A 19,398-nucleotide genomic window follows, 5' to 3' on the forward strand; every position below is an offset into this window, starting at 1 on the left:
CAGTTTATCCGGCATATGATTTTCCTTCTTCACAATACTGACTGCTGCTTGAAGTTCCCGTTCTTGTCGAAGAACGGGTAATAATACTTGTGACTTGCCGCCTCAACCTTTGGTATTGTTTCTTCTTTCTCGAATTTTCCCAGTAATACCCGAACGCTTTTTCTTTCATCGTCAACATCAAGCCGAAAACTGGTGAACTTGTACCAATCGAATCGCACCTGACCTGGCGATGGTTGGCTAGCAACCACGCAGAATTCGCCAGGCCGGAACCCGAATTGCTTTTCCGCTTGAGAGCCGGAAGTATCCAATTCGTAAAATGCGTCAGGGCCGAACATTTTTTTATGATTTCGGTTACAACAGTTATTTAGGTAGTGGGGCATCTTTATTGAGTCCTTCCGGTTGCAATCCAGCTCCGGGCGCACGCGCGCCAATTTTTCTCGATCAGTATTTCAAATAGCCCGCCACAATGTAGTGTATGCCGTTCACTGGGTCGTGCGCCACCGGCCCTTCGATTGACATCACAACCTCCGACTGGTCGCGTTTGTCATCCGGGTCGGACGCCGAGGCCGTACTGCCAGGGCGCGGCCTACATCCTGCACGCTGCTCATGATGAACACCTTGGCGCCATTCGGCACCGTGGCCAGCATAACGCCAGAATTTACCTATTTACTTGCTGAGATAGCCTCATTGGCTAGCCAGCGGAGGTGCTCAAATAACTGTGCATCGTCGACTTGCCAAATCAGGTGCCAACCCCTAACAATCGGTATCGCGAACAAGCGTTTGTGAGCTTCTTGATGCGAAGCTTGTGCGGATAGTCTGGCATATCGATTTGGTGCTGTTGCGATACGATCGTCTGCTCGCTCCGTTTCGGCTAGCACCGCCCGCACTAAGTAAGCGTCAGCTAGTTCCATTTTTTCCAAGACATTCATTGAGTCCACCTCATTCGCGCTCATCGACGGCGAAGGGGCACTGATCTTTACCCATAAAATTATTTGGCGAATGCCAATAGACCGTTGTTAGAACACTCCGCCCGGTAAAATAACGACAGACTAGCTTGGCGTTGTCTGCGGCTCCGAGATTGCCATATTTACGAACAACGTAATAGCCGCCTGGCTCAACCCTTGTCTCCCAGACCAGAACCCGCTTTCCAGTTAAGAGAAGCAAGGCACAAATTGTAACCGCAAGACCCATCGCAATAAGGGCTGTCCTGTATGCCGCTTTTGCCATGAATTTCCAATAATTGCCTCAAAACATAATTGTCCGAGGAGCATCATAGAACGACAGCGAACGCTTGTCGAAGCCTTTCTTTCGATACCTCCAGATATGGATCGACGCATTCCAGATCGGCGTGCCCGAGCATGAGCTGAATCGTGTCGAGGTCATGATCCTGCGCCAAGAGCCTTGACGCCATCGTGCGCCTGCCAGAATGGCTTGACCCGCCCTTAATCCCCGCGTCCCGGTACAGCTTGCTCACATGGCTCTGGAGGGCGTCACAGGCCGCATAGTCAATCTGTTCGCCAGCGTAGTTGACCCGGCGCTTGCAGTTCATCGAATAGCGGTAGCCCTTGAAAGTCAAGATCAAGGCGCTGTCCGGGCGCAGACCGCGAAACTTCTTTGGTTCGTCGCTCATGCGCCAGCGCCGCTTGATGCGTACGGCAAGCCAATCCTCAAGGGCGCCGGCCAGATCGCGGTTCGTCGGGTACACGCAGCGCTGGCGGCACCCCTTTGTGACCGCGGCCCGAAGACTGACCTCTTGCCGCAGCTTGCCGCTGGCGAACATGAAGTCACCCACCTCGACCTGCGCGATTTCGGACACGCGCATGCCCATATGTATTCCCATCAGCAGCACCAGGACATCACGTTCGGGACAGCGGCTAGTGGCTCGGGTGGCGCGGAGTAGATGCCGGTACTGTCCCGGACGTAGAACGGTGGCTTGTGCCATTGAACACCTCTGAATAGGTTGAAAACGAGCTTTATTCAGAGTGAGAACCGTTGAGGCTCTTTTTCTAGTGTACCACCGCATGTTTCCTCAGGTCCTCGGAAAAGCGCGCGCGGGATCCGGTGCCTGGCAGGCAGGGCGCTGCGCGGATCGGGACGGCAGTGCCGGCGCAAGGTCGACCGGCATGCAGACGGCACGCCCGGTCACTGCGCGCTGCCCGCGATCGCGAAACGGGGCGGCCGCCGGCGCCGGCGCCAGTTGCGCCGAGGAGACATCGAGCGGATCGTGATCGCGGCGCGAGGTCGCGCACGCTTTCCAACTTCACATGGTGCGGCGAGGATGCATCGAACAGCCATGCGCGCGGGATCTCGCGCCGGCGCTTGATCGATGAGCGGCCGGGGTGGCCAGCAATCACCACGCGCGCGGCCGAGCCCACGCGTCGCACGCTCAACTACGACCAGGCGACGGCTTGGTGCGCACCGAGGCCGCCATCGAGCAGCTCGCGATCCCGGCTGGCGCTAGGTCGGCAAGCGCCGGCGCGGGGTTTTCATACCAGATGGAGTAGTGTTGCCGCTTCCCACATTCGCGACTCGGGGAACTTTGAGGGAGTTCTTAGGAACGAGAACTTCGTCCACCTTAGCGGGCGCGGCTGCAGCCGGCACGTCCCGGCTCTACTTGATCGGCCAAAACCAAATTGCATTTGAGTCGAAATAACATTCCATCGCGCACGTGTGGAATCCGTTGCTTCCTGGCTCTATAAGGTCGATATGCCCTTGGGGCGTCCCGTTAATCCGGAAGAACGACGCAACACCGGTCCTGTTTCCAATCCCATCCCTGGCCTCGTCCGCGCTCTTGAAAACTTCGGGTGGCCCCCACAGCCGCCTTAAGATATTTGACAGAACACGCTGTCCCGGCTCGACCGGCTTCCCCTTCAAAGGGCCGGCCTTGATCGTCAGTCGCCCAGGTATTGCCACGCCGGCGGCCGCCAGGGCGACACTCAAACGGATTGCACAGGTGTCCTGGTATCCGCTATGCGTTTTCAGGTCGGCCCATCCGAGTGAGTCGTAAAGTACGTCTCTCTTGAGCGCGGATCGAAGTGGATAGCCCTTGAACAGGATTGCGAAACTCGGCTTCATGGCGCCTCCCGCTTTGCGGCGCAAGGATACAACTGGCGAAGCGCGCTGATGACTAAGGGCGCTGCGGCCCCCTTCTGCTCTTCCGGCCCGAGCTTGGAAATTGCGCCCGCTATGTCGTCATTTAGCTCGTGCGGCTTACCAGCGACGAAGCACCAGACTGTCCCCTGGGTTGCATCTTTGATGCCGTCCATAAAGCCGCGAGCCCTTTCGTGATCAACCACATCGCCGCCCTTCAAAAACGGATTGTCGCGCGGTTGGGGCGGACCAAAGTGGTAGCGAACGAGCCTGTCGCCAGTCATGGTCGGATAGTATGGCTTCGGCTTGAAGGCCGGTGTCGCCGCTTGGGAGAGAGAGGTCAGCGCCAGACCGAGCAGCAGCGCGCGCGTGATGTACTTACACATTTTTGTTCGTGGCCAGATCCCACCCACCAGCGGTGTTTCCGCCGGATCCGCCGGCAGTCTTCTGCTGGCTGTACTTCCACTTCACACGGGAAAATTTCAGGCTAACGCTCTCACTCAAAATGTCGCCGGACGAAACGCTCGGCGCTATGTGACTGATGAGGACATTCTCAAGTTCGATCTCGAAGTATTTGATCCTCTCGCCCTTGCCATCAGCGCGCAAGAAGACCAGCTTTGCTTTTGGAATCGTCTTGCCCGCTGAGCAGGTGGCCATCAAGATCGGCGACGACATATCGGACACCTTGCTGAAGCTGATGTCGGAATGCTCACATCGTTCGGCCGTGTGCCCACCTCCGGTCGACGCCGTTGCCGACTTTGGCTGCGAGATTGCCCAGTTCACGGAGCTGCATTCGATCCAGTCCTTGTGGACCGAGTCGGTGGACTCCCCTTTGATACCGTCGATTTGAAGATATACGTCGATAGCCATAATGCCTCCAGGTGTGTTCGAACCGAACCAACCTGGCAATTGTGGCGCTTGCTGCGCGGCTAAGAATTGGGTGATATTAAGAAAAGTGCAATTGCCGCCGCGAGGGGTACGCCCCCGATCCCAGCGAGTGGCGGCACACATGGGCACCTCGCGAAGCTGCGGCCGGGGCCCACGGTCGTGCTGGTGCTCGGAAAACGATCCGAACCGCGCACCGGCTCGTCCCACGACGCCCCGAACTCCACCGCGTCGAACAGGCTGTGCCGGCCGTCAGCGCACGCCCGCTCCAGCAGCATGGCGCGTGCCGGGCGGATCGCGATCCCGGCCCCCGTCAGGTCGGATTGCAGGCAGGCGCCGCCGTGCGGGTTTGCATACCAGATGGAGTATTGGTGTCGCTTCCCAGTCGCTTCCCACATTCGGGACTCGGGGGACTTTGAAGGAGTTCTCGGGAACGAGAACTTTGTCCACGTTGACGGGCGCGGTAGCAGTTGGCACGCCCCGGCCCGCCATCGCTCAGACCTTGGCGTAGGCCTGCACGTCCTGCTGCTGCTCGCCGATGCCGGCGATGCCCAGGCGCAGGCTGTCGCCGCGCTTGAGGTAGCGCTGCGGCGAGCGCGCGTGGCCCACGCCCGGCGGGGTGCCGGTGGCGATGATGTCGCCCGGCTCGAGCGTCATGAAGCGCGACAGGTAGCTGACGATCTGCGCTACCGAAAAAATCATGGTCTCGGTGCTGCCGGTCTGCATGCGCTTGCCGTTCAGTTCAAGGTACAGGTCGAGCCGCTGCACGTCGATCACCTCGTCGCGCGTGACCAGCCACGGCCCGACCGGGCCGAAGGTGTCGCAGCCCTTGCCCTTGTCCCATTGCGGCCCGCACTCGAACTGGTAGCTGCGCTCGGAGACGTCGTTGACGACGCAGTAGCCGGCCACGTGCGAGAGCGCGTCCGCCTCGTCCACGTGCCGGGCGCGGGTGCCGATGACGACCCCGAGTTCGACCTCCCAGTCGGTCTTTTTGGAGCCCGGCGGCAGCACCAGCGGGTCGTCCGGGCCGGACAGGCAGCTGATCGCCTTCATGAACACGATCGGCTCCTTGGGCGCGGCCTGGCCGGTCTCGGCCGCGTGGTCGGCGTAATTGAGGCCGATGCCGATGAATTTTCCGACGCCCTTCACGGGCACGCCGAGGCGCGGATTGCCGCGCACCAGCGGCAGCGTCTTGTAGTCGATCTTGGCGATCTTGCGCAGCGCCTTGTCCGACAGCGTGGACGGGTCGATGTCGGCGATGACGCCGGACAGGTCGCGCAGGCGGCCCTCTTCATCGAACAAGCCTGGCTTCTCCTTGCCGGGCCGGCCGTAGCGGACCAATTTCATATGCTTCCTTCGGTGTGTTGATTCGAAGCTCGCATTCTACCGGACGGCGGCGCAGCAGGAACAACACCAGCCCGGGCAGCTGCATCAGCACCAGCACCGAAAACCCGACCTGGTAGGCGATCGCCGGGTAGCGCTGGTCGGCGTCCGGGGTCCACAGGCCGATGATCTGGCCGAAGCCGGCCTGCACCACGAAGGCGCCGACGAAGATGAGCAGATTGAGGCAGGTGGCCGAGCGCCCGATATGCTCGCGCGGCATGCATTGGGCGACGATCGCGTACTCCATCCCGGTGAAGGTGCCCACCAGCGTGAACAGCACCGCCAGCAAGCCGAAACTCGGCTCGAAATTGCACACGATCGCCAGTTGCACCAGCATGAACAGCCCGACCCCGACCGCGGCCAGGTCGAGCGGCGCGATGCCGCGCTTGGCGAGCCGCTCGGTGAGCACGCCGACCCCGATCGCGCCGACGATCACGGCCGCCATGCTCAGGTACAGGAGGTAGGCCACGTCGGCGCCGTCGAGGCGCGCGGCGTCGCCCAGCCAGCGCCCGATCCACAAACCCTGGATTCCGAAGAACACCATGTGCGGCAGCAGGATCAGCGAGATCGCCTGGCGGAATGCGGGCGCGCGGTAGACCGCCAGCACCGATTTTAGCGTGGGCGGCTCGCCCACCCGCGGCGGGGCCGCCTTGGGCGCGACCAGCCACATGACCAGGCCGGCGCAGGCGGTCAGGCCGCCGAGCGTGGTGAACAGGCCGCGCCAGTCGGTGTGCTCGAGCAGCACGCGCATCGGCACCGTCGCGGCGGCGGCGCCGAGCCCGCCGACGGCGATCAGGTAGCCCTGCAGCGAGGGCAGCTTGTGCGGCGCGATCCAGGCCGAGATGGCCTTGACCGCCGACATGAAGCAGCCGCCCAGGCCCAGCCCGATCAGCGCGCGTCCGGCCACCAACGTGGGGAAATTCTCGGCCCAGGCGAACACCAGGGCGCCAACGCCGGCCACCACCATCAGCACCAGTTGCACCATGCGCGGCCCGTAGCGGTCGAGCGCGATCCCGACCGGCAGTTGCACCAGCGCGAACGCGAGGAAAAAGGCGCTCGTGAGCACGCCGAACTCGCCGGCGTCGAGCGCCATCTTGCCCTGCATGTAGGGCGCGAGCACGGCGTTGGCGTTGCGCAGCATGCACGACAAAAAATGCCCGAACGCGAACGGCAGAAACACGCAGAAGAACACGACCGACATCGGCAGGCGCTTGACGGCGCGCCGCTCGCCGCCGGTGTAGACGGCCTCGCTCATTCCGCGTCGATGGTGCTGTCGCAGGGCTGGACCTCGGTGCGCCCGGCCAGCGCCAGCGGGATCACGCGCTGCTTTGACGGCGGCGGCGCGTCGTCAAAGCCGCCGCCCTCCTCGCCCTCGAAGAAGAACTTCTTCTTGCCGAAGGCCGGCACCAGGTGGTCGAGCCAGGTCGCGGTCGGGTCGAACTCGGCGAAGAACGGCTTGCGCACCCAGTCCGGATTGCGCGCCTGCAGGAACTGGAGCGCGAACAGTTTTTCGCCGTTGATGGTGACGATGCCGTCGATCACGACCTTGCCCGGAAACGCGCTCATGGACGGCCCGCGCACGGTGCGCGACAGGCCCGACACCATCTGGTACGCGGCCTGGAAGATCTCGTGCGCGCGCGCCAGCGGCAGCGCGAAGTAGTCGCTCGGCCCGGTGTCGCGCTCGACGAACATGTAGTAGGGGATCGCGCCCAGGCGCACCCCCGTGGTCCACAGCTCGGCCCAGCTTTTGGGGTCCTCGTTGATGTGGCGGATCAAGGGGCCCTGCATGCGCAGGGTGGCGCCGGTCGAGACGATGCGCTTGACCGCCTGCTGCGCCAGCGCGCCGCGCAGCTCGACGGCGTGGCTGTAGTGGCCCATGACGGCCAGGTTCTTGCCGGCCTTGACCACGCGCTCGAACAGGCGCAGAAGGTCGTCGGCGTCGGCGTCGCTGACGAAGCGCTGCGGCCAGTAGGCGACCGACTTGGTGCCGATCCGGATGTTCTGGATGTGCGCCAGCTCGGGCGCGAGCAGCGGCTCGATGTAGCCGGCCAGCGAGCGCGTGTTCATCACGAGCGGGTCGCCGCCGGTGATCAGGACGTCGGTGACCTCGGGGTGGAGCTTGAGGTACTCGACCAGTTCGCCCGACTCGCGCGCGTCGAACTTCATGCCCTCCATGCCGACGAACTGCGGCCAGCGGAAGCAGAAGGTGCAGTAGGCGTGGCAGGTCTGGCCCGCGCTCGGGAAGAACAGCACCGTCTCCTTGTACTTGTGCTGCAGGCCGCGCAGCGGGGTGTCGTTCACGCGCGGCACGTTGTGGGTCATCTGGCCGGCCGGGTGCGGATTCATGCGCATGCGGATCGCGTGCACCAGGCGCGCGCTGGCGGCGTCGTCTTTTTTGAACAGCACCAGGTCGCGCAATTGCGCGTACTCCTCGCGCCGCAGCATGTCGCGGTGGGGGAACACGAGGCGGTAGATGGGGTCGTCCGGAATGTTGCCCCAGTCGATCAACTGGTCGAGCACATAGGCATTGGTTCGAAACGGCAATACGTGCGAGACCACCTGCACCGCCTCCTGCAATTCCGGACCCAGCAACGACCATTGGGGCGCCTGCGTGATGCTCTGGCGGGTGTAGGGTTTGAACCGGGCGGGGTTGGTTTCGATGGTCACGGGCACTCTCCAATCTGATGATGTGGGTCGGATGCCGTTACCGAAATGCATCTTCGATGCCAGCAGGCATTCATCATAAGACGCGGAAAAAACCGCCGATTTGCCCAATCTCAATTGAACCCGGTGAAATGTTGTTGTTTAAATGAATTTATTCCTCGGCCACGCCGAGGCCCGTTCCGACACCGCTTGGCGCGCCTTCTTGTGCCCGCGCAAACGGCATCGCGGCGCGCTTGCGGTACCGCAAATTGACGTCGTGGCGGAGGCGTAGATTACGAATGCACCTAGGAAACATTGGGCAAATGCATTAAATCACCGCAGTTCCACCGTCATCCGTGAAAGGAAACCCTCCATGAAATCGCTCTTCACCGCCTGCACCATGATCGCCTTCGCCGCCGTCGCCGGCAGCGCCTGCGCCGCCGAACCGACCGCCGAGGACGCCATCGCGATGGTCGAGCGGGGCGCCGCCCTGATCAAGGCGAAAGGCAAAGCGGAAATGATGAAAATGATCAACATCAAGCACACCGACTACGTGCAGGGCGCGCTTTACATCGACATGCGCGACCTCTACACCGGCATCGTGCTGGCCCATCCGATCAACCCCTCGATCGTGGGCAAGGACCTGACCGACATCCCCGACGCCAACGGCAAGGTGTACCGCCGCGAGATCATCCAACTGGCGCAAAAAAGCGGCAAGGGCTGGGTCGACTACCACTATAAGAACCCGACCAACGGCAGGATCGAGCCGAAGACCACCTACATCCTGCGGGTCGGCGACGTGGTGCTCGAGGCCGGCATCTACAAGCCGGTGCCGGCCCTGAGCATGAACAATTAACCCGCGGCCACGACGGCGCACCACCACCGGCCCGCGCGTCCGCCGCGGGCCGGTCCACTGCCAGGAGCTTGCATGCTGAACAAACTGCGAATCGGACCGAAGCTGTTACTCGCCCCCGGCATCGTGCTGGTGCTGCTGATGATGCTCTCGGGCGCCGCCTACTACGGCATGGTGCGCCAGAACGCCTCGCTCGAAAACCTGGTCCAGGTGCGCGCCGAGCGCCAGAAGGCGGCCGCCGACGTGGCCGGCGACGCCAAGCACGCGCACGCCAACATCTACCAATTGCTGGCCTGGATCAACGGCAGCTTCGCCAAGGCCAGGCTCGACACCCTGGTCGCCGAGCTCGGCAAGCGCCACGAGGGGATCGGCGCCCAGCTCCAGCGGCTCGAAAAAGTCGCCGACGCCGAGGAGCGCCCGATCGTGCGCGCCTCGATCGCGGCGCTGGCAACCTACCGCAAGAACGTGCTCGAGACGATCGAACTGGCGCAGGTGGACCATTCGATCGCGACCAACTCGATGGCCAAGGCCGAGGCCGGCTTCCTCGAATTGAACAAGCAGCTCGACCTGCTGTCTGCGCTGCAAAAGACCCTCAGCGAGCGCGCCCACGCGAATGCCAAGGCCGAGTTCGACGCGCTCGGGGTCGGCATGGCGCTGCTGGTGCTGCTCTCGATCGTGGTCTCGCTGCTGGTGACCATGGCGGTGCGGCGCGCGATGCTGGCCGACATCCGCGCCATCTCGGACGTGGTGGCCGAACTGGCCAGCGGGCGCCTGAGCGTGGGCAGCGCCAACCTCGGGCGCGACGAGATCGCCGACACCTCGCGCGCGCTCGACCATTCGATCGGCACCCTGAGCCAGACCCTGCGCGCGGTGCTGGCCTCGGTGCGCTCGATCGACACCGCCTCACAGGAGATCGCCAGCGGCAACCTCGACCTGTCGACCCGCACCGAGATGCAGGCCGGCTCGCTCGAGGAGACCGCCAGCGCGATGGAGACGCTGACCATCGCGGTCAAGGAGAACGCCAACAACGCGCGCCAGGCCAACGAGTTGGCCGCCTCGGCCGTCGCGCTGGCGGCCAATGGCGGGCTCGCGGTCGAGCGCGCGGTGGCGACCATGGATTCGATCAAGGCCAGCTCGCGCAAGGTGGTCGAGATCATCGGCGTAATCGACGGCATCTCGTTCCAGACCAACATCCTCGCGCTCAACGCGGCGGTCGAGGCGGCGCGCGCCGGCGAGCAGGGGCGCGGCTTCGCGGTCGTCGCGGCCGAGGTGCGCACGCTGGCGCAGCGCTCGGCGGCGGCGGCCAAGGAGATCAAATCGCTGATCGCGGCCTCGGTGGCGATCATCGACGGCGGCAGCGCCTCGGTCAACGAGGCCGGCAGCAGCATGGGCGACATCGTCGCCTCGGTGCGCCAGGTCAACGACATCATCGAACGCATCAGCGTGGCCAGCCTGCAGCAGGCCGAGGGCATCGCCGAGGTCAATTTCGCGGTCGGCCAGATGGACGGCATGACCCAGCAGAACGCGGCGCTGGTGGAGCAGGCGGCGGCGGCGGCCGGCAGCCTGCATGAGCAAACCGTCAGGCTTTCGCTGGCGGTGTCGGTGTTCAAGATCGACGAGGCCCAGACCGACGCCGCGGAGGAGCTGGAGGCGCAGGCCGCGGCCGACGCGTCGCTGGCCGAGGATCGGCGCGCACAGGGCAGCCCGATGCGCCCGCTCTCGCGGCCCGCCACCCAGGCCCGCTACGACGCGCCGCGGCGCGACCATCCGGGGCTGCGGCGCAAGGCCTGAGAGGCTGAGAGTGTTTCGGCCGTGCCCCCCGCCGCCGGCGCTCGCCGATTGACTTCCCAGGAAAGCAGACGATACTGAAGTGTCGGCGCCACCCCGGCGCCGCCGCGACTGTGACGGAGGCTGCGCATGAAATCCCGGTCAACCCTGCTTTCCCTGGTGGTCATTTTGGCGGCCCTGACGCCGGCCTTGCTGGCCGGCTGCGCCGGCACCGCGCCCAGGCCCGGCGCGCCAGTGGCGACCCTGTTCGCGGACGGGCGCTTCGCGCCGCCGTCGGAACCGGTCGGGGCCGACGACCTGTTCGCGCTCAGCCCCGCCATGCAGGCCTACCTGCGCAGCCCCGCATTCACGGCCCAGGTGCGCAACAAGGGCGTCGAGCGGGGCCTGGTCGACGCGCTCTACCAGAAAGGCCAGCTCAATCTCGATTACGATGCCAGCAGCACGCGCAATGCCGCGCACACGTTTGCCACGCGCAGCGGCAACTGCCTGTCGCTGGTGATCATGACGGCCGCGTTCGCCAAGGCGCTCGGCGCCAATGTGTATTTTCAGAGCGTCAAGACCGATCCCTCCTGGAGCCGCAGGCAGGGCCTGCACCTGGCCAGCTACCACGTCAATCTGAGCTTCCTCAAGCGCAGCCAGTATGCCGCCTCGAGCGACGGCTACCGCATGCTCACGGTCGACTTCCTGCCCTCGGGCGAGGCGGCCGGCTACCGCACCGAGCCGCTCACCGAGGCCCGCATCGTCGCCATGTACCTCAACAACCGGGCCGCCGAGGCGCTCGCGCGCGGGCAGCTCGAGCCGGCCTACTGGTGGGCGCGCAAGGCGGTCGAACACGATGCCACCTTCCTGGCTGGCTACAACACGCTGGGCGTGGTCTACCAGCGCCACGGCGACCTGCCCCTGGCCGAGCGCGTGTTCCGCGACGCGCTCGGCCGCGAGCCCGACAACACGGCGCTGCTGAACAATCTGATCGGGCTGTTGGCCGAGCAGGGCCGCGTGGCCGATTCGCAGGCGCTGGCGCAGCGCCTGGCCGCGCTCGAACCGGTGCCGCCTTTCCATTATTTCAACAAGGGCTTGGCGGCCATGCAGGTCAAGGACTACCGGGGCGCCAAGGCGCTGTTCGAGAAAGAGGTCGCGCGCGCCCCGCACAACCACGAATTCCATTTCTGGCTGGCCGAGGCCGCGCTCGGGCTCGGCCACGCCGGCGCCGCGCGCGAGCAGTTGGCGCTCGCGCTCGAGAACAGCAACACCCCCGGCACGCGCGAGCGCTATTCGGAAAAACTGCAGCACCTGCGCGCGAACCATCCGGCGGGGTCGCGCGCCAATTAGGGCGACAATCAGGGCGACAATCAGGGCGGCAATCAGGGCGGCAATCAGGGCGGCAACATAAGGAGGCAATAAAAAAGCGCCGGCCGCGTTTCCTAAGAAACCCGGCCGGCGCCCTATTGAACTGGCGTCGAGCTGCTACTCGGCGCCCCGTTAACTCTTGGCGGCCTGCGCGTCGAGCATGGCGTTTTGCGCATCAAGCCAGGTCTTGAGCGGCGCGAAATACTCGAGCAGCGCGCCGCCGTCGATCCGCTCCTCGCCGCTCATCGCCTTGAGCGCCTCCTGCCAGGGCTTGCTCGCGCCCATGGTCAGCAAGGCCTGCAGCTTCTCGCCCGCCTTCTTGTTGCCGTAGATCGAGCAACGGTTCAGCGGCCCCGTGTAGCCGGCCTCGCGGCACAGCGCGCGGTGGAACTGGAACTGCAGCATGTTGGCCAGAAAATAGCGCGCGTAGGGCACGTCGGCGGCGACGTGGTATTTGGCGCCCGCGTCGAAACCGCCTTCGCGCATCGGCGACGGCCGCGCCACGCCCTGGTACTGCTCGCGCAGGGCCCACCAGGCCTTGTCGTAGTCGGCCGGCTTGGTCTTGCCCGCGTACACATCCCAGCGCCATTTGTCGACCATGTAGGCGAACGGCAGGAAGGCGACCTTGCCCAGCGCGCGCTCGAGCAGTTGCCCGATATCGTTCTCGGCCGCGGCGGCCGGGTCCATCAGCCCCACCTGCTTGAGGTAGTCGGGCGTGACCGACAACGCCACGGTGTCGCCGATGGCTTCGTGGAAGCCGTCGTTGGCGCCGTTCTTGAACATATGCGGCTGCTTGCGGTAGGCCAGGTCGTAGTAGATGTGGCCGAGTTCATGGTGGATCACGGTGAAGTCCTCGGCCGTCGGCGTGATGCACATCTTGATGCGCACGTCCTGCGCGCCGTCCATCTGCCAGGCCGAGGCGTGGCAGACGACGTCGCGGTCCTTCGGTTTGGTCAGCAGCGAACGCTCCCAGAACGTCTTGGGCAGCGCCTCCATGCCGAGCGAGGTGTAGAAGCGCTCGGCGTAGCGGGTCATCTCCTCGGCGCTGGTCTTGTTGGCCACCAGCACGGCGCCGAGGTCATACGGGGCGCCGGCGCCGGCCGGCTTGAGGATCGGGTACAGATTGTTCCAGGTCTGGCTCCACATGTTGCCGAACAGGTGGGCCGGCACCGGGCCCGTGGCCGGCACCACAGCCGGGCCATAGGACTGGCGCAGCTTGTGGCGCGTGTAGGTGTGCAAGGAATCGTAGAGCGGCTTGACCTGCTGCCACAGGCGCTCCATCTCGGCGCCGAAGGCCTCGGGTGGCATGTCGTACTGCGAGCGCCACAGGGCGCCGGTGTCGGCAAAGCCCATCTCGCGCGCGCCCTTGTTGGACAGGGCGACATAGTCGACATACTTTTGCTTGTAGGCGGGCGAGACGCCGTGCCAGCCTTGCCAGATCTCCTTGAGCTTGGCCGGGTCGCGGCTCTGGGCCAGCAGTTTTTCCATCTCGCCCAGCGCGAGGCAGGGTCCGGTGCCGCCGTCGGCCAGCTTCGGGCAATACTTGCCCTTGCCGTAGGCGCCGGACATGCCGGCCGCGAGCCGGGTGTAGGCTTCGCGCTCGCCGGTGTCGGACAGCATCAGCGTCAGTTGCAGCAGCTTGAGCTTGCGCGCGCTGGCCTCGGGCAGTTTCAGCTTGTTGAAGCGGCGCGCCTTGAGCGCCAGTTCGCCGGCCGCGCTCAGGCGTTGCTCGCCGGCCTGGGCGGCGATCATTTCGGTGTCGTCGGTGATGAAGTTCTGGCTGACCCATTCGGCGCGCCCGGCGATGAAATCGCGTTTTTCAAGCAGGGCCTCGGCCTCGCGCACGAATTGCTCGGCCTCGGCCACGGTGGGCGCGGCGGCGCGCGCCTTCGGTGCGGGGGCGGCCGCGGCCGTCTGCGCGGCGCCGGACAGTCCCAGCCCGGTGGCCAGCGCGAGGATAAGGCGCAGTCTAAGGCGCAGGCGCCGTGGTGGCTGTTTACTCATGTTTCATCTCCGTGTTTTTGCTTTATCGGTTCTCGTCCCGCAGGGACGGCGGCGCCAAGATTAACATGGAAAGCGACCGCGCCGGAACCCATGCGCGCGGCCGCTGTCAGCCGTTAGCGCGGCTGGCCTGGAACTGCGGCAGATCGTCCGCCAGCCTGACCCATGCCAGTTTGCCGCGCGTGAAAGTGTGGTCGGCCGGGGCGATCAGGTCCGGCTCGTCGAGGCTGCCGATGGTGACGTCGACCTCGCCCGGCGTGGCGTCGTCGATGAAGGTCAGCTGGGTGCCGCAGGCGGCGCAAAACGTGCGCGTCGCGTGGGTGCTCGAGCGCAATGCCGACGGCGTTCCCGCCAGCACGGTGAAGTCCGCGGCCGGCAGCGAGAACCAGGCGACAAACGGCGCGCCCGTGGTGCGCCGGCAGATCGTGCAGTGGCAAATGGTCGCCTCCACCCTTTGCGCGGATGCCCGGTACCTGACCGCGCCGCAAAAACAGCCGCCGTTGAACATGCCGCGTCCTTTCAAATAATAAGTTCAACTAATAAGCTGGCGCCACAGCGCCAGTTTCTGCTCGAAGCGCAAGGTGGCGTGCGCGGGCGACGACGAGGGCAGCACCAGCGTGCGGTAGCCGGCCGCGGCGAAACCGGGGGCGAACTTGCCCGAGGTCTGGCCGTTGAAGCCGACCGTCGCGAGCAGCGGGCACAAGTGGCGCAGGCGCGCGAAATCGTTGGCGGCCGGATTGCGGATGTCGGCGTCGAGGCTGCCCCTGCGCTCGCACGCGCCGAGCACGTCCCACAGGCCGATGCGATGCGCCAGCAGGCGCGCCAGCCGCTCGGCATAGGCGAGCGCGCGCAAGTCCTCGCCCGTCAAGTCGGACAACAGGCGCCACAACTGGTTCTGCGGGTGGGCGTAATATTGCTGCGCCGCCAGCGAGGCCGCGCCGGGAAAGCTGCCCAGGATGAGGATCGTGGTATCGACCGCGACGACGGGCGCGAGGCCGCTCAGGACGGCGTCGGGGTCGGGCGTGGGCGGGGTCGGCATGGCGAGATTCTAGCCGATGTCCACAGGGGCTTACCGCGCGTGTAAAATCGTGCGGCACGCAATGTTTGCATCTGACTATAACAAGACTGGCGGAGACCCCATGGAGCAAGCCCTTGAACCCCGCGCGATCGATGTCCTGCTCGCGAAATACGCCGAAAGCCACCGCAACCACACCAACGAGATCATCCATTTCGTGTGCGTGCCGGCGATCGTGTTCAGCCTGCTCGGCATGGTCTGGTCGGTCAATTGGAGCGCGGCGGTGGCGCTGTGCGCCGGCGCGCTGTTCTATTACCTCAAGCTGTCGAAGGCGTTCGCGCTCGGGATGCTGGTGATGGCGGCCCTGATGCTCGGTCTGCTCAGCGCCATGCCGCCGGGCAGCGTGTTGCCGCTGTCGATCGCCATTTTTGTGGTGGCCTGGATCGGCCAGTTCATCGGCCACGAGATCGAAGGCAAGAAACCCTCGTTTTTGGACGACCTGCGCTTCTTGCTGATCGGTCCGCTGTTTGTGCTGAGCTTTTTGTTCCGCCGCCTCAAGGTCGCGTACTAGCTTCAGCTGGGAGCCTGTCGCGCCTAGCCGGGCGGTTTTTGAGGTGTTTAGCCGGGGCCCGCGACCGGCCGAACGCCGACGGCGCCCGTGTGCCCTTCGCCTTGTTGTCCCGACAGCACGATGGCTGTGCAGAGGGCGACATAGCCGATCAGCACGGCAACCTTCAAGTGCAAAGACGGTTTCATCGGGTCCTCTTTTCGCCAGCGCTTCTGGTCAATGAAATAATACTACTGGCTTTTTCGCACCATCTCCAGCGAATTCCCGGCCCCTTCGCGCAAGATCAATCCGGCCGCCGCGCAATGTCGTTTCCGCGCCAATGCCGGCAGGGAAAATCAAAAAAACTTATACTAGGGCAATGTCCTCTCCCCTCCTGTTTGTCATCGCCTCGCTGATCTGGGGCTCCACCTTCTACGCCATCACATTGCAGCTGGGCGAAGTCGCGCCGGCGGTGTCGGTGGTGTACCGCTTCGGCCTGGCCTCGGCCACGATCTTCGCGTGGTGCCTGGTGCGCGGCGACCGCCTGCTGCTGCCATGGCGCACGCAGCGCTGGATGATGCTGCAGGGTTTTCTGACCTTCGGCCTGTCGTATGTATGCACCTATGGCGCCGAGCAATACCTGGTGTCGGCGCTGGTCGGCGTGCTGTTCGCGCTGATGGTGTTCTGGAATCCGATCTGCAGCCGGATCGCGTTCGGCACCCCGATCACATGGCGCACCTGGGCCGCCGGCATGGCCGCACTGGGCGGCGTGACCTTGATGTTCTACCACTCCATCGCGGCGGCCTGGCAGGAGATCGTCTCCGGCGGCAGCGGCCACTTCCTGCTCGGGCTCGCCCTCGGCCTGACCGCCACGCTCGCGAGCTCGGCGGGCAACGTGGTGGTCGTCAAGGTGCGCGAGCAATCCTCGAACGTGATGCTCACGATGGCCTGGTCGATGCTTTGGGGAACGCTGCTGGTGACGGCCTGGGTGCTGCTGAGCGGCCAGAAGTTCACCCTGCCGTCGGCGCCGCGCTACTATATCGGCTTGTTCTACCTGGCCATTTTTGGCTCGGTGATCGCGTTCAACGCCTACTTCACGCTGATCCACCGGATCGGTTCGCAAAAAGCGGTCTACCTCGGCGTGGTCACCCCCGTGATCGCGGTGCTTCTGTCGATCCAACTCGAGCGCTACCGCCCCGGCCCCGAAGAATGGCTCGGCATGATCGTTTGCCTGGCCAGCGTGGCGTGGGCGCTGCGCGCGCCGACGCCGCCTCCTCCCGTCACCCAAACAAAGATATTGGCAGAAACCGCATGAGCACGAAAATGAGCACGAACATGAGCACAAACACACAGTTTTCGATACGCCCCGCCGCGCCCGCCGACGTGGCCCACATCCACGGCATGATCGTCGAACTGGCGGTCTTCGAAAAACTCGAACACTTGGTCGTGGCGAGCGAGGCGATGTTGCACGAGGGCCTGTTCGGGGCCCGTCCCGCCTGCGAGGCCATCATCGGCGAGGCCGACGGCGAGGTGGTCACCTTCGCCCTCTACTTCCACAATTTTTCGACCTTCCTGGCGCGCAAGGGCCTGTACCTCGAGGACCTCTATGTTAAACAGGCGCACCGCGGCGCCGGCTACGGGCGCCAGATGCTGGTGGCGCTGGCGCGGATCGCGCTCGAGCGCAACTGCGGCCGCTTCGAGTGGTCGGTGCTCGACTGGAACACCAATGCGATCAGTTTCTACGAGGGCATGGGCGCGACGCTGTTGCCGGACTGGCGCATCTGCCGCGTCGACGGCGCCGCGCTGGCCCAACTGGCGCGGCCGGAAACAGCCTGACGTAGACTGCTCCGGGCAAGAAAAACCCACGGGAGGAAATCCACCGTGGGCAAACCCATTGTGCATGGGGAGGGGAAACTGGAATCGACGCCGCCACTATAGTTGCGAGGTGGTGGAAGTTGCGTGAACTTTACAAATGCTTACCCAAGGTGTGCATTGGTAACGATCCGAACACGATAATTACTTATCTGCAAATCGCGGCTTTGATCTGTATCAACTGGGCTTGCCCGGGCGTTGCCTTTGAGTTAACGCAAACGGGCGCCCGCCGACAGCCACAACAATGAGTCTGTTTTCTATCCCACAGGCAGATATCATGAAAATCACCGTCAAACCGATCACCTCGCACCTGTACAAGGCGTGGCTGCGTTCGCGCCTCCAGGTCTGTTCGCGCGGCCTGCAAACCATCGCCGCCCAGCGCGAGAACGACTTCCACGCGGAGCGCATCCTGCACCGCGAAATCTCGGCGATGCGCTCCAAGCTGCAATCGCTATGAGCGCGCGCGGCTCGCCGCGAGCCGCTCGATCCCCTCACACAGCCCCTGGGTGAGCAAGGCCAGCGCCGCCGCCGGGATCGCCCCGGCCAACAACATGTCGTTGTCGTTGAGCGCGAGCCCGATCGTGATGCGCTCGCCGTAGCCGCCCGCCCCGATGAAGGCGGCGATGGTCGCGGTGCCCACGTTTAGCACGGCGGCCGTCTTGACGCCGGCCAAAATCAACGGCAGCGCCAACGGCAACTCGACGTGCAGCAGCCGCGCGCGGGCGCCCAGCCCGAGCGCGCGCGCGGCCATGCGCAGGCCCGGCGGCACGGCCAGCAGGCCGGCGCAGGTGTTGCGCACGATCGGCAGCAGCGCGTACACGAACAAGGCCACCAGCGCAGGCACCGTGCCGATCATGCCCAGCAGCGGGATCAGCATCGCCAGCAGCGCCAGCGCGGGCACCGTCTGCAGCACGCCGGTCAGACCGAACACGAGCTGGCGCAGGCGCGGCGCGAACGCGGCCAGGATGCCGAGCGGGACCCCGGCCAGGCAGGCCAGCCCGACCGACAGCAGCACCAGCGCCAGGTGCTCGCGCGTGAGCCTCCACAGGTCGTCGGCAAACAGCCTGGCGCGCAGGCCGCCGGACGCCACGGCCGCCGCACGCCGCGGCGCGAGCCAGCTGCGCGCCACCTCGGTGAAGCCCTTGCCCTCCAATTCGGCCTCGGCGTTCATGGCGATCATCGCTTGCGCCGAGATGCGCCCCTCGAGCGCCCCGATGGCGCGCCACGCCGCCGGAAAGCGCCGCGGCGCGTCGAGCCGGTACAGCAGGACGGCGTCGTAGCGCGGAAACCAGGCGCGGTCGTCGTCGAGCACCCGCAGGCCGTACCTGGCGATTTTCGCGTCGGTCGAATAGATGTCGATCACGTCGACCTGGCGCTGCGCCAGCGCCTCGTAGGCGATGCCGTGGTCGAGCGCGCGCGGGCGCACGCCGAGCCCGTAGTGGCGCGCCATGCCGGGCCAGCCGTCGGCGCGTCCGATGAACTCGTGCGACAGGCCGAGGCGCAGCGCCGGCTGGCGCACCAGATCCGAGACCGCGCTCACGCCGGGGGTGTCCGCGCGCACCGCGAGCGCGTAGCTGTTGTTGAAGCCGAGCGGGACGCCGACCCCGAGGCCAAGCGGCTTGAGCGCGGCGCGCATCTGCGCCAGCGAGGTCGGTTTGGGGTTCTTGAGGATTTCGAGGTCGATCGTGCCGAGGTACTCGGGATAGACGTCGATGCTGCCGGCGCGCAGCGCGGCGAGCACGATGGCCGTGTTGCCAAGGCCCTGGCGGTGTTCGACGGTGGCATGCGCGGCGGCGCTCTGGGCCAGCAGCTCGCCCAGGATGAGCGACTCGGTGAAGCGCTTGGAGCCGACCCGCAGCACCTCGTCGGCGGCCATGGCGGCGCCGCCCCCGGTCGCCGCGCAAACGGCCAGCGCAAGGATCGCCAGCCCGCGCAGGAAACACAGCTCACCGCGGGTGAATCGAATGCGCATGG

At 65.0% G+C, this 19,398-nt stretch carries 21 protein-coding genes; 7 read left to right on the forward strand and 14 right to left on the reverse strand.

Translation table 11 applies throughout. The features are described 5' to 3' along the window. Nucleotides 1-29 precede the first annotated feature (29 nt). From C7C56_RS28285 to C7C56_RS18075, 9 genes are all read right to left on the reverse strand, one after another. Nucleotides 30-335: a hypothetical protein gene (locus C7C56_RS28285; RefSeq protein WP_146204539.1), complete on the reverse strand. Its 306-nt coding sequence runs from the start codon at nt 333-335 to the stop codon at nt 30-32. A gap of 604 nt (nt 336-939) precedes the next feature. Then, nucleotides 940-1,227, reverse strand: a complete 288-nt coding sequence (locus C7C56_RS28290; protein ID WP_146204540.1) for a hypothetical protein — start codon at nt 1,225-1,227, stop codon at nt 940-942. Between the two features lie 43 nt (nt 1,228-1,270). Next, nucleotides 1,271-1,942 (reverse strand): tyrosine-type recombinase/integrase, encoded by a 672-nt coding sequence (locus C7C56_RS18040; protein WP_106758757.1) that lies wholly within the window; start codon nt 1,940-1,942, stop codon nt 1,271-1,273. A 668-nt stretch (nt 1,943-2,610) separates the two neighbouring features. Then, nucleotides 2,611-3,075, reverse strand: a complete 465-nt coding sequence (locus tag C7C56_RS18045) for a T6SS effector amidase Tae4 family protein (protein WP_106758758.1) — start codon at nt 3,073-3,075, stop codon at nt 2,611-2,613. Further along, the gene (locus tag C7C56_RS18050; RefSeq protein ID WP_106758759.1) at nt 3,072-3,476 is read right to left on the reverse strand and encodes a Rap1a/Tai family immunity protein; all 405 of its coding nucleotides are present in this window, start codon (nt 3,474-3,476) and stop codon (nt 3,072-3,074) included. The genes C7C56_RS18045 and C7C56_RS18050 overlap by 4 nt, the downstream gene beginning before the upstream one ends. After that, nucleotides 3,469-3,960 (reverse strand): Hcp family type VI secretion system effector, encoded by a 492-nt coding sequence (locus C7C56_RS18055; protein WP_106758760.1) that lies wholly within the window; start codon nt 3,958-3,960, stop codon nt 3,469-3,471. The genes C7C56_RS18050 and C7C56_RS18055 overlap by 8 nt, the downstream gene beginning before the upstream one ends. A gap of 510 nt (nt 3,961-4,470) precedes the next feature. Next, entirely contained in the window at nt 4,471-5,322 is an 852-nt protein-coding gene (locus C7C56_RS18065) for a fumarylacetoacetate hydrolase family protein (RefSeq protein ID WP_106758762.1), read from the reverse strand. Beyond that, entirely contained in the window at nt 5,267-6,613 is a 1,347-nt protein-coding gene (locus C7C56_RS18070) for an MFS transporter (protein ID WP_229458849.1), read from the reverse strand. Before C7C56_RS18070 ends, C7C56_RS18065 begins: the two co-directional genes overlap by 56 nt. Then, entirely contained in the window at nt 6,610-8,025 is a 1,416-nt protein-coding gene (locus tag C7C56_RS18075; protein ID WP_106758763.1) for a KamA family radical SAM protein, read from the reverse strand. Before C7C56_RS18075 ends, C7C56_RS18070 begins: the two co-directional genes overlap by 4 nt. 349 nt (nt 8,026-8,374) lie before the next feature. Between C7C56_RS18075 and C7C56_RS18080 the strand changes: the two genes are divergently transcribed. The 3 genes from C7C56_RS18080 (at nt 8,375) to C7C56_RS18090 (ending at nt 11,971) form a co-directional block, all read left to right on the forward strand. Next, on the forward strand, nt 8,375-8,857 hold the full coding sequence (locus C7C56_RS18080) for a cache domain-containing protein (protein WP_106758764.1): 483 nt from the start codon (nt 8,375-8,377) through the stop codon (nt 8,855-8,857). A 72-nt stretch (nt 8,858-8,929) separates the two neighbouring features. Then, complete coding sequence (locus C7C56_RS18085; RefSeq protein ID WP_106758765.1) at nt 8,930-10,645, forward strand: methyl-accepting chemotaxis protein; 1,716 nt, start codon at nt 8,930-8,932, stop codon at nt 10,643-10,645. Between the two features lie 126 nt (nt 10,646-10,771). Then, nucleotides 10,772-11,971 (forward strand): tetratricopeptide repeat protein, encoded by a 1,200-nt coding sequence (locus C7C56_RS18090; RefSeq protein ID WP_106758766.1) that lies wholly within the window; start codon nt 10,772-10,774, stop codon nt 11,969-11,971. A 150-nt stretch (nt 11,972-12,121) separates the two neighbouring features. Here C7C56_RS18090 and C7C56_RS18095 read toward each other — a convergent pair whose 3' ends face one another. The 3 genes from C7C56_RS18095 to C7C56_RS18105 all read right to left on the reverse strand — a co-directional run bounded on the left by C7C56_RS18095 (nt 12,122) and on the right by C7C56_RS18105 (nt 15,029). Further along, nucleotides 12,122-13,993: a M2 family metallopeptidase gene (locus C7C56_RS18095; RefSeq protein ID WP_106758767.1), complete on the reverse strand. Its 1,872-nt coding sequence runs from the start codon at nt 13,991-13,993 to the stop codon at nt 12,122-12,124. Between the two features lie 106 nt (nt 13,994-14,099). After that, the gene (locus C7C56_RS18100) at nt 14,100-14,498 is read right to left on the reverse strand and encodes a GFA family protein (RefSeq protein ID WP_106758768.1); all 399 of its coding nucleotides are present in this window, start codon (nt 14,496-14,498) and stop codon (nt 14,100-14,102) included. Nucleotides 14,499-14,522: 24 nt separating this feature from the next. Continuing rightward, on the reverse strand, nt 14,523-15,029 hold the full coding sequence (locus C7C56_RS18105; protein WP_106758769.1) for a DNA-deoxyinosine glycosylase: 507 nt from the start codon (nt 15,027-15,029) through the stop codon (nt 14,523-14,525). 100 nt (nt 15,030-15,129) lie between these two features. Here C7C56_RS18105 and C7C56_RS18110 point away from each other — a divergent pair, with 100 nt between their 5' ends. Next, complete coding sequence (locus C7C56_RS18110) at nt 15,130-15,576, forward strand: Mpo1 family 2-hydroxy fatty acid dioxygenase (RefSeq protein WP_106758770.1); 447 nt, start codon at nt 15,130-15,132, stop codon at nt 15,574-15,576. A gap of 47 nt (nt 15,577-15,623) precedes the next feature. Here C7C56_RS18110 and C7C56_RS28975 read toward each other — a convergent pair whose 3' ends face one another. Further along, nucleotides 15,624-15,761 carry a hypothetical protein gene (locus C7C56_RS28975; RefSeq protein WP_181373236.1) on the reverse strand — a complete coding sequence of 46 codons (138 nt, stop codon included), beginning with the start codon at nt 15,759-15,761 and terminating at the stop codon, nt 15,624-15,626. A gap of 170 nt (nt 15,762-15,931) precedes the next feature. On the opposite strand from C7C56_RS28975, the gene C7C56_RS18115 reads away from it, so the two are divergent. The 3 genes from C7C56_RS18115 (at nt 15,932) to C7C56_RS18125 (ending at nt 17,881) form a co-directional block, all read left to right on the forward strand. Continuing rightward, entirely contained in the window at nt 15,932-16,867 is a 936-nt protein-coding gene (locus tag C7C56_RS18115) for a DMT family transporter (RefSeq protein WP_106758771.1), read from the forward strand. Nucleotides 16,868-16,887: 20 nt separating this feature from the next. Beyond that, nucleotides 16,888-17,388, forward strand: coding sequence for a GNAT family N-acetyltransferase (locus tag C7C56_RS18120; protein ID WP_106758789.1), 501 nt, complete (start codon nt 16,888-16,890; stop codon nt 17,386-17,388). A 313-nt stretch (nt 17,389-17,701) separates the two neighbouring features. Next, nucleotides 17,702-17,881, forward strand: coding sequence for a hypothetical protein (locus C7C56_RS18125; RefSeq protein ID WP_106758772.1), 180 nt, complete (start codon nt 17,702-17,704; stop codon nt 17,879-17,881). On the opposite strand, the gene C7C56_RS18130 is transcribed toward C7C56_RS18125, so the two are convergent. Beyond that, nucleotides 17,876-19,396, reverse strand: a complete 1,521-nt coding sequence (locus C7C56_RS18130; RefSeq protein ID WP_106758773.1) for a glycine betaine ABC transporter substrate-binding protein — start codon at nt 19,394-19,396, stop codon at nt 17,876-17,878. The two genes, C7C56_RS18125 and C7C56_RS18130, sit on opposite strands and share 6 nt — an antisense overlap. Nucleotides 19,397-19,398 lie beyond the last annotated feature (2 nt).

Origin of the sequence: Massilia glaciei (assembly GCF_003011895.2) — a bacterium.
GTDB lineage: Bacteria > Pseudomonadota > Gammaproteobacteria > Burkholderiales > Burkholderiaceae_D > Telluria_A > Telluria_A glaciei.

What these genes read in the sequence shown, in the direction of transcription:
- C7C56_RS18070 (WP_229458849.1), bottom strand. Translation starts at nt 6,613, where the DNA reads ATGAGCGAGGCCGTCTACACCGGCGGCGAGCGGCGCGCCGTCAAGCGC.
- C7C56_RS18130 (WP_106758773.1), bottom strand. Translation starts at nt 19,396, where the DNA reads ATGCGCATTCGATTCACCCGCGGTGAGCTGTGTTTCCTGCGCGGGCTG.
- C7C56_RS28285 (WP_146204539.1), bottom strand. Translation starts at nt 335, where the DNA reads ATGTTCGGCCCTGACGCATTTTACGAATTGGATACTTCCGGCTCTCAA.
- C7C56_RS18105 (WP_106758769.1), bottom strand. Translation starts at nt 15,029, where the DNA reads ATGCCGACCCCGCCCACGCCCGACCCCGACGCCGTCCTGAGCGGCCTC.
- C7C56_RS18115 (WP_106758771.1), top strand. Translation starts at nt 15,932, where the DNA reads ATGTCCTCTCCCCTCCTGTTTGTCATCGCCTCGCTGATCTGGGGCTCC.
- C7C56_RS18080 (WP_106758764.1), top strand. Translation starts at nt 8,375, where the DNA reads ATGAAATCGCTCTTCACCGCCTGCACCATGATCGCCTTCGCCGCCGTC.
- C7C56_RS18055 (WP_106758760.1), bottom strand. Translation starts at nt 3,960, where the DNA reads ATGGCTATCGACGTATATCTTCAAATCGACGGTATCAAAGGGGAGTCC.
- C7C56_RS18045 (WP_106758758.1), bottom strand. Translation starts at nt 3,075, where the DNA reads ATGAAGCCGAGTTTCGCAATCCTGTTCAAGGGCTATCCACTTCGATCC.
- C7C56_RS18050 (WP_106758759.1), bottom strand. Translation starts at nt 3,476, where the DNA reads ATGTGTAAGTACATCACGCGCGCGCTGCTGCTCGGTCTGGCGCTGACC.
- C7C56_RS18125 (WP_106758772.1), top strand. Translation starts at nt 17,702, where the DNA reads ATGAAAATCACCGTCAAACCGATCACCTCGCACCTGTACAAGGCGTGG.
- C7C56_RS18090 (WP_106758766.1), top strand. Translation starts at nt 10,772, where the DNA reads ATGAAATCCCGGTCAACCCTGCTTTCCCTGGTGGTCATTTTGGCGGCC.
- C7C56_RS28975 (WP_181373236.1), bottom strand. Translation starts at nt 15,761, where the DNA reads ATGAAACCGTCTTTGCACTTGAAGGTTGCCGTGCTGATCGGCTATGTC.
- C7C56_RS18100 (WP_106758768.1), bottom strand. Translation starts at nt 14,498, where the DNA reads ATGTTCAACGGCGGCTGTTTTTGCGGCGCGGTCAGGTACCGGGCATCC.
- C7C56_RS18085 (WP_106758765.1), top strand. Translation starts at nt 8,930, where the DNA reads ATGCTGAACAAACTGCGAATCGGACCGAAGCTGTTACTCGCCCCCGGC.
- C7C56_RS18095 (WP_106758767.1), bottom strand. Translation starts at nt 13,993, where the DNA reads ATGAGTAAACAGCCACCACGGCGCCTGCGCCTTAGACTGCGCCTTATC.
- C7C56_RS18065 (WP_106758762.1), bottom strand. Translation starts at nt 5,322, where the DNA reads ATGAAATTGGTCCGCTACGGCCGGCCCGGCAAGGAGAAGCCAGGCTTG.
- C7C56_RS28290 (WP_146204540.1), bottom strand. Translation starts at nt 1,227, where the DNA reads ATGGCAAAAGCGGCATACAGGACAGCCCTTATTGCGATGGGTCTTGCG.
- C7C56_RS18110 (WP_106758770.1), top strand. Translation starts at nt 15,130, where the DNA reads ATGGAGCAAGCCCTTGAACCCCGCGCGATCGATGTCCTGCTCGCGAAA.
- C7C56_RS18040 (WP_106758757.1), bottom strand. Translation starts at nt 1,942, where the DNA reads ATGGCACAAGCCACCGTTCTACGTCCGGGACAGTACCGGCATCTACTC.
- C7C56_RS18120 (WP_106758789.1), top strand. Translation starts at nt 16,888, where the DNA reads ATGAGCACAAACACACAGTTTTCGATACGCCCCGCCGCGCCCGCCGAC.